Below are 12861 nucleotides of genomic sequence, written 5' to 3'. Positions count from 1 at the left end.
GGTTATTCATCAAAACATGAGGCTTCGAGTTTAGATAAAAATGGATCTAAGATAGCCATGTCTTCTCGATGAAGACACGAGAGGTATTTATTCAGAATTGAATCTTGAAATATGTTGTTAAGCTTCTTCTCATAGCTTAAATAAAATTTATCTAAAAGTAATTCTCCAAAGTGCAACCATAGATCGACAGATTTTTTGGTTGACTGAAATTGGTTCGAAATGTCAAATAAGTTTTCTTTATTGAGAGATATTTGATTTTTGTCAAACTGAAAACGTGATATAATCTCCGGTTCATCAAATTCTTCCACAAAAAATTTGATTTCGGGAATAATTTTACCTTTTCTTCCAACTTTTTGAAATGCTATAATTAGATCTTCGATTAAATCAACTGCGTTTAGAAGTTTTCGAATCTCATCGCCAACCAAAGTGATATATCCAAGATTGTACAATTCTTCTATGACATTAATTACATTATCACCAAATTTACTTTGCAGATCTAAAATTCGTGAATAATTCTGGACATCTTTACATATATTAAGCAAATTGAAGTTAAAAAATTGGTTTTTTAATATTTTGTACTCATCGGATTTACCCAATAATAGATTTTGTAGTTTTTCTGAGCCAACAATATAATCTTTAGATTCAATTATGTTCTTAAAAGTTAAAATATCCTCAAAAAATGCATAATTTAAGATTTCAAAAATTTCTTCTTTAATTTCTATTGAATAATTTTCAAAGTTCTGGATTTCTTTTTTTCCATTAATTTTTTCCATCAAAGGAAATTGTTGTTGAAACCAAGGCAATTTCGGCATGTCATTCTTAAGTACAGGAATCCAATCTTGAGCAATAGGCAAGAAAAATAGTATTCGAATTAATTTAATTCGAAATTCCTCATAAAACTCATTATCAAAAACTTCATCTTGGGTAATATCATATTTCTCTTCAAAATATTGCAGAAGGGAATGCATCTGATCTTTGAAATCGATTAAGGATTCATTTGATATTGCAGCAAGTACAATATTTCGATTTTTGAATAAAGAGATCTTCTGATTACCATTGTCAATGATAAAATAAGAAGATTGGCCTTGGAAAATACTTTGGGATAAACCATCAATAGCACTGAGAAATCCAGAAAGAAGAACTTCATCCACAATTAATTTATGTTCATTGAAATCAAACATTACTTTTGCGAGCCCAAAATTATCAAAGATAATCACCTTATCTATCTGTCTCATTAATTCACCTTATATGTTATTTATTGAAAAAAAATTAGCTCTTTCTTCGTTTGAAAATACTTCTGCGGCGATTACGTTTTTTTGCAAGTAAAACCTGAGGGACTGGAATTGCATGTTGCCGAGCGAGTACAATCGCTGTCATTTTGGCAGGAAGATTTTTGGATCCATAATTTACTAGCAGGTTTTCAACAACCACTGTGTGGTTGTCTTCCATCCATTCAATTTCATTCTTATCAGTTAAAGCGATTCCTGAATTATAGCAGATTTCGGCCATTTTTTCTTGCCCATATAATCCTAACCCACGAAGCACGAGTAAATCAACAAATTCCTTCAATTTTTGATCGTTTAAATAAGCCATGATCCCACCTCAAAACTTAATAACGCTTCCATACACCTCGAAATGGATTCTTCTTTAATTACTGATCCATGTTGTGGGCATATCATTTTAAGTTCAATATCTTTAATTTTATTAGCAAAACTGTCAATAGCCGATTTGTGAGCAATATATGGCTCATGGAATATTCTCATAGCCTCCGTATAATTTTCATTTGCGTATAAATTCCAATCAGCTGAAAAAGCCGCAAAAATATCACTTGAAAACATAGTTTTTGTTTTCATGTCATAGGAAACGTGAGCACCAGCAAAATGTAAGTAAGGGGATGTAATAAACATTATTTCTCTCCCATTATCCAATTCAAGAATATCTCCATCTTCAACTGTAGTGATTTCGGTTCGAATTCCATAATACGGTAAAAGTAATGAAGTACGCATTGTTGCGATTAATTCGAAATTATTTACCCCAATGATTTCTTCAAATAAGGGAATTGAAGCACAAAGATCAGGATCTTGATGATGAACAACAATCATAGTGATCTTCTCAATCGGTATCACAGATTCAATTTTTTTTTTTACAATTTCAAAATGTTCTGGTAATCGAGAACCTGGATCAAATAATACAACCGATTCTCCTTCAATTAGTAAGTAAGGATTGTTGGAAAACCCAGCATTTTCATCAGAAAAGCCAACCCAATAAATCCCATCATTAACTTCTATTGCTTTACTATCATCCATATCTATTATTCTCCTTTTTTTTATCTACTTTGATACTATCAACAAGTTTTTGTTTGTTTCGAAAATCAAAGATTTTACATCCAAATCCCTCTTTTTAAAGATTTGAGCTTCGATTAGTATTGTAGGTATCATTCAAAGGAACTTTAATTTATTTCTTATATGTTGGATTTTTCTTTAAAAAGAACACGTATGGTTTATAAGTTACCTTGATGAAATACAAATATTTAGATTTGGGGGAGATTAAACTGATTATTTATCCTTCTCTCAAAGGAAATTAACAATATAAAAAGAATAAGTTAAAAAACAGATAAATAAGTGTAAAAATGACAACAAGGAAATACCTTTTCTTTATGCTGCATGGATTTATGAAACCAAATTAAATGAAATTATGCACCAGTGGATAGGATCTGGATATCTTCGGACTTATACTTTAGTATCCAAGGTCATTATGCGCTTTATTCCGTTTTGATCTAAGATAACACGTACTTTTTTATAATAAACAGCACCTTCTTTATCAGATTTGGTAAACGAACGAATTTTGAAAATCACATTGATATGATAAACTTTTGAACAAGGTACTGAAATAATTTTTTGGGAGTCTTCATCCCAGATATTTTCATTTTGAACGGAATCATCCGCATATTGTAGAAAATGACGGATATTGAACCTAATAATATCATTAATGTCTCCATGTCGTGAGTGATACTCTTGAATTGATTTGGTTTTCAACATTACATTCTTCACATACCGCAAGATAATTTCAGGTTTCCCAGTTCTTTCTAGCGTTGTTTTATTTGTAGCTTCCCGAATATTCACAATTTCAGCAGGAATTTGCCCCCATTCTAAAAATCGTACTGTTTCCTTAGTAGTACCAATTTTATTATCCGTAAAGCCATCATGTACTTCAAAACGACGATCAGGAAACACTTTAGCAATAATTCGGGTTGAAGCATTGCGAATGGAATCTTTAAGTTTATCTTTCAAAATATAAACGATAATTAAAGCAGATATGTATGCATACGGTTTTTGTTCGTAATGATCCACGATTAAAAACCCTAAAAGTATTGAAAAAAACATCGCTATTCCAGCTGCAAATGAATAGAGTGCAGAAAGTGCTTTGGACTTCTTATCTCTTGGACGAATGTCCAAATATAAAATACTTTGAATAAATTTTTTCAAGATTCCATTCCAATATGAATATTTCTCATTAGAAGAATCTTTAGAAATTTCCAGGGAATTATCAATTAATTCTCGATGTTTTTTCTCGTTAGATACAAGTCTAAGGGCCAAAGGTTTGCATGTTTCATCGAATCTTGGTTGTGATTGAAATTTCTTAATTGCAGTTAAAATGTGTTTTTCTATTTGAGAACTAATATAAATATCTGAAAAACGGAACGCTTCTTGTAAATTGCCCGGTATTTGAACAAGAATAAATTCTTGGGCGTATTTTTTCATTTTTTCTTGCAATAATTCAATTTGATCGAGAAAGGCCATTAAATGATGATAATCTTCTTCTTCATTATGAAGTGACTCCGGATTTTCAATAAAATACTGAATTTGATCCCGAATACAGACATTAACCACACACCCTAAAACTTTCAGTTCATCTACTATTTTTTTGTAATTATGTGGGTTTTTCGATCCATTGGTAATGTTTTCAAGATGAGCATTAATTTTGGTAAAGGGTGAACGTTCATTTTTTTCGTTCATTAATCCACTTAAGGCAATTTGAGGTGTTTTAAACCGCATATAATTGTTTAAATCCGTATAAAATGTTTCTCTTGAATAATTTGTTGGATTTATTTGTAAGGATCGGGGTATAAAAAAGTATAACCCTAATTCATATCGATTTACTGGAATATTCTGAAGTTGATAATCCATTTTTGCTTCAAAATTATAAAGATCATGCTTTTCCACAGAAGAATCTTCTAAAATGTGTGAATCTGGATAATTATTCTCTAATTCTTTAACTGGACCCTTCTTTAAAATAGACATTTCTTTATCTCACAACGGAGTTACCCATATGAATCTTATGGTTACTAATTATAATACAAATAACCTTTATTAATATGATTTCACTCTTGAGAATTTAATTAAGAAAATCTGAAAAAATTTATCCATAGTGGGGATTATACAGTCTTGGATACATTTTTTATTATTATTTTTAGAAAAAAATAGTGGTATAAATACTAAGAGGTTAGACGATATTCTTGACAAGTATAAGTTTCTTTAAGTTTTACTTCCCCATCCAGAAATTGAGTTGCAAATTGCCCACAGTTAGACCCAATTTGATTTTCTTCCCATTCTCCGATGCTCACTAAGGTTTCATATCCTAAATCACGAAAATCTTTCGCAAGCTGAAAGTCATGAGAATTGGATTCTTTGATGCCACTTTTCAAGTTATTTCGCACGGCATTGTACGTCGGATTAACCGGAGTTAGTTTGATGAAAAATTGGGAGGGATCAAAATATTTCCGAATAACTTGTGGATCAATAATAGAAGTTTCTCCCACCGCAAAATTGAGTGTGATCTTGCGATCTCCTGGGAGTAACCATTTTTTTCCAAATTGAGCAATCTGTTCAAAATTCCAAATGGATTTTGGAATCCACTTTCGACGTTCTTCGACATCGGTAGAATGAATGGAGAATTGCAATTGAAAAAAACCATTGGCATAAAGCGAATTTTTAATTTCAAAGAGTTCCTCAAAGAAAGCTTCGGTTCCCTTAGGGGCAACAGTACTGATACATGGAATTAACCCCGGAACATCATATGTGACAGGTAATTCTTTTAAGAATTTTAAAACATCAGAATTTAATGAAGGTTCACCCATTCGAGCAAATTGAATTTTCAATTTTGGTATTGGAATACTTCTATCAGGAAATCGAGGAAGCACCATATGCTCAATTTGGGCAAGCATTGCATCTTTTGAAACCTTACCTTGATAATATTCTCCAGCATCACACATTAAACATTGCATCGGGCACCCATAGAGAGTGGATATGATCAAAACCCACTTTTCTTCCCGTGATAAAGGTGGCTGAATGGATTCCACAAATTCAACCACTTTTCCATTAATTTTCGCAACGTATAATATTGCTAAATCATCCTTTCCATATTTTCCAAGAATTTCCATGTCAATCTAACCAATAACTGATAAAACGATCCTTTATGTGCAAAATTTCCTTGCTAATACATATAAAAGATGAAAAAAATCATTTAAAGTTGCCGAGAATGGTCATAGCTGCCCACAATCCATCCCCCATGGCAATTGAAACTTGCCGAAAACTCTTATTTTTTACATCTCCCACCATAAAAAGTGATCCTTGCAATATTAAGTCATCAACTTTGCTTGAAAGATCGTTTGAAAGAAAATACGTATTTGGATGCCTTCCGATGGCAACTAAAACGCGATCTGCAGAAAGTAGGGTTTCTTGATGACCTTCTGAAACAGTGAGAACCACATTTGATGATTTTCGATCCAATTTTAGGACTGAAACATTGCATTTTACTTGGATTTGTGATATTTTTTGGACACGATTGATCAATAAGGGTAGCGCTTTAGATGACTCACTTCTTTGTAAAATTGTCACATGATTCGATCTTGAAGCCAAATTTAATGCGTAATCATAAGCAGCATCCCCACTTCCAATAATGATCCATTTTTCAGGTTGTTTTATATGAATCGTATTTTTAATTTCATAAAAGAGCTTTCTTTGTTCAAACAAGAGAGATTCGTCAGATATATTCATCTTTCTTGGCAATGTTCCTGTTCCAATGATAATTTTCTTGCCAACAAACTGATTTTGTTTAGTTTTAACAAAATATTTACTTTCCTTATAATCAACGGCTAATACTTCATCTTCGAGTATTGTTATTGAATGATTTTTTAGTTGGGTTAATATTAATGACACAAAATTTTCTCCAGAAATACCTTTTGGAAAACCTAATAAATTTTCAATCAAGTTTGCATTTGCTATAAGCCCTCCAGGATCTTTTCCAATCATCAGAAATGAAATATTACTACGCTTTAATTGAATCGCAGCAGTAATGCAAGCAGGACCAGCACCAATAAGGATAACAGGATATTCTTTAGGATGCACCATGTTCTTCGCCCTACAATACCTCGGTGTGAAATGACTTAATAATTTCTGTTGTAGGAAGACATCTTCCAAACCCATGAGTGATGGAACGTAAAGTTCCCAAATGTAATTCTTCCGTATAGGCAGCCGTGGCATCCATTGCAAAAAAGATTTCAAAACCATTCATAAAAGCATCGCGAGCAGTCGTTTCGCAGCAGAGATGAGTCATCACTCCGGTAATTATTACTTGTTTAATCCCTTTTTTCTGAAGGAACGTCTTCAAATCGGTCGAAAAAAAGGCACTATATTGATTTTTTTGAAGGATTTTAGCCTTTGAAGTATCAAGCATGTTTGTAATTTTCGACATCGGATCACTCTCAAGTATCGGATTTCTCCACCATCGAAACATTACATCTTGCTCATCTTTTGAAGTAAGATGGCGAGTGAAAATAACCAAACTCTTTTGAACTGAGAAAGTAGATACCAATTTTTTAATATTTGGTATAATACTTGGACCCGAAGGGATATAGGCATGCGAGTCTTCATTTAAAAAGATATCTTGCATATCCAATACAAGTAATGCCACTTTAGAGGATTTAATTGAAAAAGGAAAATGAGTTTTGATTCGCACCAGCTCATTTTGCCACTCTAAATTTTTTTGGTCTATATTATGTGGATGCAAATAGGCTTCTTTTTTCATGAATAAGTTAGTTATCACTTATAATCATAAAAATTTTAAGACCAAATAAAGGGAGAAAAAGGAAACACCTTCGAAAAAAACCAATAAAATGACTACTTCTATTATAAACCAGATTGCATTTTTGACATGATTTTTGCACGATCTACGGTAGTGATCCCTAAATTTTCTGCAAAAATCTCTGCATTTGAACTGAAAATATCTGCAACGATAATACCACCGTCACACTTTGTATCGCGACACGCCTTTTCCAATTGGCGTACTTGATTCACACCAACACTTCGATTCCATTCCCTGACGAAAACACCAATTTTCAGTGATTCATCGCCAGATCCTTTGTAATTTATCATGCCATCAAAACTCCATTTATGCCCCGAACGACCCCGAATAGGCTCTTCCGGAACGATATATTCATATTTACGGCTGAAAAATGTACGAGTTAGTTCATTTAATGAGATTATATTATCCATTGTTTCACACACATCCATTCACACAAGGATCTGACAGATTGTTAAGTTGTTATTGGGTTAATATGTTAACTACTTAATAAATATGTAAGATCATTTGCTTATTTAAGTATTATGTAAAAAGGAACGAGGATGATATTAAATCCAGTATAAGATCCATATATTCTTACGGGGATACATTAGGAAATTTACACTTCCACAGTACCGACAAAATTCGCCAAAAATAACCACCTTATAATAAAAATAATCTTGCAATAAATCTGTTGAGATCGCTTAGATTAAGATAAATTTTCGACCTTTTTTAGCTCGATTATAGGATAATCTTGCTTAAATCCAAAATTCTCAATGTAAATGGACAAATAAAGTTCATAAAAAGCAAGGAATTGATTGTAAGCGGGGATACATATTTTTTCACATTGAAAATATGATTCAGAACATTTTACTTTATCACAAAAATGTTTCATTCCCATTGAATAGCCATCACCTATCAATATATTAAAGCGATCCCAAGAATCTTGGAGACCTGTTACTTGATAGGGGGTTAGATTGGGAAGTTCCTTTAAATATTTAGAATGTAAACGATGAAGAATTTGTTTTGCGGAGTTCTCATAATGAGCTTCTTCTTTGCAAATTTTTACATAGTTGGTCAGGATTTCTTTGGCTTTTGATAAATTTTCTGTATTTTCGGTGTTCCACCCTGAAGCCTTCTTACATGAATGATTCAATGTATCGATATCCAATCCTGTTGGATATACCCAACATTGTGGAGCTTTATAGCCACTCATATGCAAAGAACAACCATTGAGCGACTTATCAAAGAAAACACAGCGCAATGAAGATAGATCGGCAGCCATCACGAAGGAAAATTCAGTTCCTCGTTTGAAATTAGTTTTTTTTGCCCATCCTTGCTGGATATAATATGAAGCTAAAGCTTTGGGAACAGGAATTTGAATAAAGCAACAATCACCTAAACAAATCTGCGGATCTAAACAATCTGGACCAGTTATAGAGTTGCGAATGATTTCATTAAATGATTTCACTAATCGAAGAATTTCAAGTTCCATTGATATTTATGATATTTTAACTCCATTTTTAGTTTTTGTTTTTCTTCTCCATTTATATTTCAGTTTAACCAATTTTATTATATCCTTCTTTACTAAAAGAGGAAAATATCATGAATCGGAAAATTACATATCTTTTATTGGGGTTAGTCCTTATGCTGAGTGCCCAATTCGCACAAGTTTCGGCATCCGTACAAGTCTATTTTAACCAAAATGACTCCTTCGAATGGGATAACACCTATTCTGACTATGGGGATGATTGGGATAATGTTCCCCAAAATTCCACTTCAATTGTCTATATGGACATAATTAAAAAGACCGATACTGTCAATGGTACGGAATTTGAGTGGTATCTTGAAGACGACACCATCTGGGATGGAGATATTGAACATAGTGGAACAATGAATAGTAGTACTTCCACCCACTATCAATGGCTATTCTCGGTGAACAATACCAAAGCTTCGAGCATGCCGGAATCCATGTTCTATGATCTATTCTGGATGCAGATTTATTCTCCCCATGCTTCGACCTACCTAACCGAAGCACTCGACTTTAGTCAAAATGAAGGCAATTCCATTGCTTTTGAAGATAAAAATATCGCCTATATCACCAGAAAAGATCGTATTATGTCATACAAAATGGAGTATTTTCTAAAAGTGAACTTAACTGGAGATTATCCAACCGCAGTAGACACACCTTGGATGGATGTTTCAATTCGTATACTTAATTATCTAGTGTATGGAAAAAGTTCCAATATGCTTTTACAGCAAACTGCCACGACCGAGATAAATGTAACTCAATTCAATCCCGACACATCAATCAATGAAGAGAGTAAAATTCGCGAAACTTATAGCTGGGGCATGGATAACGATGATTTATTAAATGATTATCCATGGGCTGATTCTCTAGAATTTGTTGAGGATTTAGGAATTGATCTTTCCAGTATTCCAGGCTATTCTCTAATCGGAATTGCTTCAAGTTTGTCATTGGGTATATTTTCGATACTATATTTTACAAAAACAAAGAAAAATAAATAGGCATCAAGGTCCTAGTCAGTAGAATAATTCACTACTGAAGTCTTTTTTTTTGATATTATAATCATTTTTCCATCAGGTAATAACATGATAGGAACAATCTTCCCTGCCACTTTTAACTTGACCCGCGCGCATTGCTGAAAATCACCATCACAATAGACGGGAATATGTTCCCCCATTAAAGCTTTCAACCGTTTGCTCTTAATCATGGAGCAAGATTCATGATATATACAACGCATTCCAATCAAATTTTTTTTTCGAACCCTATACTTACCTACTGTACTCAATCAAACTGAGCCTTTTTTAGTTGAGTATTAAAAACTATTTAAAAATAATTTTGGAATATTTACCAAATAAGAGACACAAGATGGTGATCATATCTTGATGATATCTTGCTATATTAGCTTTTTCTGATTAAAGAAAGGTATAGATTTTTAGCAAAATAGTGATGACCATGCAATCAACATTTAAATCCTTTATTAAAAATTCTACATTTAAACCATCGCAACAAGCTCCTGCTGCAAAAATTTCCATTATTGGAACACCTGCGGTAGGAAAAACCACTTTAACCAAACTCATGCGGGGACAATTGATCTCAGGAAAATACAATCCTACCATGGGTTTTAATTTAGGAGCTACAAATTTGGATGGATTAAATGTTCGTCTCTGGGATTTTGGAGGCCAAAAAGCATATCTTAAACAACATTTGAGCAAATATGTGCACGGAAGTGATATTATATTTGTTGTCACCGACTCCACACCAAAAAATGTTCTCACAACGAAAGAATTATTGGAACATTCCAAAACTTTGGTTGACGAAAGTTGTGAACTCGTCGCCTTAGCGAATAAACAAGACTTACAAGGACATATGTCCCCTGAACGGGTTGAAGATGTGTTACAAATTCCTACCTTCCCGATGGTGGCCATTGATAAAAATAATCGACAACGGATTGTCGAATTAATAAATACACTCATGAATTATGTAGATGCTCGAAAACGAGGAGATAATTAAATGAAATTTGATGAAAGTGAAATAATTGCAGCAGCGATGATTGGTTTTGACATGATTGAAGGACCTGGGATAAAATGGTTCCGACAATTTGAAGATTGTGAATTTAATATTGATATGGAATCTTTTCTAATGAATTTCTATCTGAGCTTCAGGGGGGGCGATGAAGGACTACAACCTTTAGCGATTCTCTATAATAATTTTTATATCGTGGCTTTTTCCCGTGGATTAGAACTGTGTTGTTTGTTCATGCGCCCAGAAAACTTAAATACTAAGTTGGAACGATTGGGACAGATTGCAAACGAGCTGGTTCAACAAATGGATAATACTGAAGAAGAACAAGATACTGAAACGGAAGTAGAAGGCACAGATTACGAGGAGATTAAACGAATTGTCATAAACTTACTTAACGGGCAGGAAATTAGCACTCCAGAACTGCGAAGATATTTCAAACTCAGTAATTCGGAAATTTGGCGAGTAATGAGCCAATTAGAAGAAGCCAATGCAGTTATTCGTACTCAAAAAGTTGGTCGCACTCAATTTTGGACTGCAATTTGTAGTTAAAAAATTATATCTGAACTCTATTTTTTCTTATTCCTTATTGATAATCCTTCGATCCTACAAAATGGTAGATTTATTACGATTGAATACTATAAATTATTAGGATTCTAGTATGTCGATATCGAGTACCCAAAAAAGAAAAACGATGGGCATTATCGGAATAGCTCTAGTTTGTTCAACCTCTATACTTGTTTATTTTCTCGCATTCTATCCTCCTTCTCAAAAAAAAAAAGAATTAGGAGACTATTATCCCTATTTTGATATACCCCTTCAAGCCCATATTGAATCTTTACCCAATTTCGATTTGTCAGAATCATTCATGAATACAACACAAATTGCTCTTGGTGTAGATCTATCAGCAGAAACTCGGGCACCTTATAATTTTGTTTTAGAGGGTGAGATATTATACTTTCAATTTATCTGTTTTCAAAAATATTTGCCCGAGGAAGCAGATTTTCATTTTAGTATTAGGCGAATGCCATCTAAAATCCAACTAAATTTCTCAATGATCCCAAAACCGAAAGATCTTGACGAATATTGTACTTGTTTGTGGGAGTACCGGATGGAAGGGTGGATTACCGGAATCTCAAAGGATATCACGGAAATTGAATTTCTTGATCATAATCAAACATTGTTAGAAATTGATCGGTATGAACTTTGAGATCATTCAAGTGAAGCAACAAATTTAATACTTCCAAATTAAAACAATCTATTAATTTGCAGGTACCTTTCGAAGCTTTAAATTATCCCCGAATTCTGCTCCATCGAGTGATTAAGTAACCTTAATAAAATTTTTTTGATCAAGTTATAAAGAATTAAAATGAGAATCTTTAAAAGATATAACCATTTAGTTATTACTAAATCGTATCATTCAGTCTTTACTAAATGGTGTTTTTTATTATGACTTCCCAAGATATTGAAAGCGAAAAAAAGAGGAAATTATTGTACACTTATTGGCATAAGCTAAAATATTTCAAAACAATTGAATCTTCAAAATATTCTCAAGTTCAGAAATCAGAAGTTCAAAGCTTTATAATTAAATATATTCGTGATGGATTGGAAGATGAATTTGGAAAGAAATTTCAACTTTCTCGTAGACATGCATTCACAGCAAAAGAACTTCATACTGCTTATTTGAAAAAACAAAATAGTCAACAATATTCACTTTCAAATTTTCATTTTCATATTAAATCTTTAGTAGAAGATGGATATTTAAAAGAGATTGTAAAAATTCTGGAAGGAAGACATTACATCGCATATTATGGTCGAACTGCAATAGTTATCACTGAGCAGTTAGATAATATTCTAACCGATTCAATTATGCAAGATATTTTTAATCCAATGAAACAAATGGCAAAAGACTTGAATCCAGAAATCGATTCTGAAACAATTGACAAACTAGTAGATGAAAGTGTATTACTATTAGAAGAGTATTACTTCAAGCTTTTTTCATGGATTAAGGATAAATATCCTCTCCTTTATAAATCAAAAATCGATATCCATGAATTTGTCATTATAGCTGGACACTTTGCTTTTTTTTGTAAAGATTTTGCTAAAAATTTGGAGAAAGTTGGGACTTTAATTGGTTTAGATAAAATTATGGAGTATGAAAGATATAAAGATGAGAAAGAGATATGAGAAAGAGA

General features: G+C 32.8%; 15 protein-coding genes. 5 read left to right on the top strand and 10 right to left on the bottom strand.

Annotation, left to right across the window (positions count from 1 at the left end; all coding sequences use genetic code 11):
• Positions 1 to 2: 2 nt before the first annotated feature.
• From NEF87_RS24925 to NEF87_RS24885, 9 genes are all read right to left on the bottom strand, one after another.
• On the bottom strand, positions 3 to 1235 hold the full coding sequence (locus NEF87_RS24925; protein WP_457917975.1) for a hypothetical protein: 1233 nt from the start codon (positions 1233 to 1235) through the stop codon (positions 3 to 5).
• A 34-nt stretch (positions 1236 to 1269) separates the two neighbouring features.
• Positions 1270 to 1593, bottom strand: coding sequence for a hypothetical protein (locus NEF87_RS24920; RefSeq protein WP_457917974.1), 324 nt, complete (start codon positions 1591 to 1593; stop codon positions 1270 to 1272).
• Positions 1581 to 2306, bottom strand: a complete 726-nt coding sequence (locus tag NEF87_RS24915; RefSeq protein WP_457917973.1) for an oxygen-binding di-iron domain-containing protein — start codon at positions 2304 to 2306, stop codon at positions 1581 to 1583. Before NEF87_RS24915 ends, NEF87_RS24920 begins: the two co-directional genes overlap by 13 nt.
• 423 nt (positions 2307 to 2729) lie before the next feature.
• Positions 2730 to 4301 (bottom strand): hypothetical protein, encoded by a 1572-nt coding sequence (locus tag NEF87_RS24910; RefSeq protein ID WP_457917972.1) that lies wholly within the window; start codon positions 4299 to 4301, stop codon positions 2730 to 2732.
• 194 nt (positions 4302 to 4495) lie between these two features.
• Positions 4496 to 5440 (bottom strand): radical SAM protein, encoded by a 945-nt coding sequence (locus NEF87_RS24905; protein WP_457917971.1) that lies wholly within the window; start codon positions 5438 to 5440, stop codon positions 4496 to 4498.
• Between the two features lie 79 nt (positions 5441 to 5519).
• The gene (locus NEF87_RS24900) at positions 5520 to 6410 is read right to left on the bottom strand and encodes an NAD(P)/FAD-dependent oxidoreductase (RefSeq protein ID WP_457917970.1); all 891 of its coding nucleotides are present in this window, start codon (positions 6408 to 6410) and stop codon (positions 5520 to 5522) included.
• A 10-nt stretch (positions 6411 to 6420) separates the two neighbouring features.
• Positions 6421 to 7086, bottom strand: a complete 666-nt coding sequence (locus NEF87_RS24895; protein WP_457917969.1) for an isochorismatase family protein — start codon at positions 7084 to 7086, stop codon at positions 6421 to 6423.
• A 101-nt stretch (positions 7087 to 7187) separates the two neighbouring features.
• The gene (locus tag NEF87_RS24890; RefSeq protein ID WP_371804170.1) at positions 7188 to 7553 is read right to left on the bottom strand and encodes a restriction endonuclease; all 366 of its coding nucleotides are present in this window, start codon (positions 7551 to 7553) and stop codon (positions 7188 to 7190) included.
• A gap of 275 nt (positions 7554 to 7828) precedes the next feature.
• The gene (locus NEF87_RS24885; protein ID WP_457917968.1) at positions 7829 to 8614 is read right to left on the bottom strand and encodes a hypothetical protein; all 786 of its coding nucleotides are present in this window, start codon (positions 8612 to 8614) and stop codon (positions 7829 to 7831) included.
• 110 nt (positions 8615 to 8724) lie between these two features.
• Here NEF87_RS24885 and NEF87_RS24880 point away from each other — a divergent pair, with 110 nt between their 5' ends.
• Positions 8725 to 9648 carry a hypothetical protein gene (locus NEF87_RS24880; protein ID WP_371804168.1) on the top strand — a complete coding sequence of 308 codons (924 nt, stop codon included), beginning with the start codon at positions 8725 to 8727 and terminating at the stop codon, positions 9646 to 9648.
• 11 nt (positions 9649 to 9659) lie between these two features.
• Here the strand turns inward: NEF87_RS24880 and NEF87_RS24875 are convergent, their stop codons facing one another.
• Positions 9660 to 9854, bottom strand: coding sequence for a hypothetical protein (locus NEF87_RS24875; RefSeq protein ID WP_371804167.1), 195 nt, complete (start codon positions 9852 to 9854; stop codon positions 9660 to 9662).
• Positions 9855 to 10099: 245 nt separating this feature from the next.
• Here NEF87_RS24875 and NEF87_RS24870 point away from each other — a divergent pair, with 245 nt between their 5' ends.
• From NEF87_RS24870 to NEF87_RS24855, 4 genes are all read left to right on the top strand, one after another.
• Positions 10100 to 10657 carry an ADP-ribosylation factor-like protein gene (locus tag NEF87_RS24870; protein WP_371804166.1) on the top strand — a complete coding sequence of 186 codons (558 nt, stop codon included), beginning with the start codon at positions 10100 to 10102 and terminating at the stop codon, positions 10655 to 10657.
• Entirely contained in the window at positions 10658 to 11218 is a 561-nt protein-coding gene (locus tag NEF87_RS24865; protein ID WP_371804165.1) for a hypothetical protein, read from the top strand.
• 109 nt (positions 11219 to 11327) lie between these two features.
• On the top strand, positions 11328 to 11876 hold the full coding sequence (locus tag NEF87_RS24860; protein WP_457917967.1) for a hypothetical protein: 549 nt from the start codon (positions 11328 to 11330) through the stop codon (positions 11874 to 11876).
• A gap of 239 nt (positions 11877 to 12115) precedes the next feature.
• Positions 12116 to 12853 (top strand): hypothetical protein, encoded by a 738-nt coding sequence (locus NEF87_RS24855; protein ID WP_457917966.1) that lies wholly within the window; start codon positions 12116 to 12118, stop codon positions 12851 to 12853.
• Positions 12854 to 12861: the final 8 nt, after the last annotated feature.

Origin of the sequence: Candidatus Lokiarchaeum ossiferum, assembly GCA_025839675.1 — an archaeon.
In the GTDB taxonomy this organism is placed as follows: domain Archaea; phylum Asgardarchaeota; class Lokiarchaeia; order Sigyniarchaeales; family Promethearchaeaceae; genus Lokiarchaeum; species Lokiarchaeum ossiferum.
Note: the sequence above shows the minus strand (reverse complement) of the source record. Positions and strands in the feature narration are given on the sequence as shown.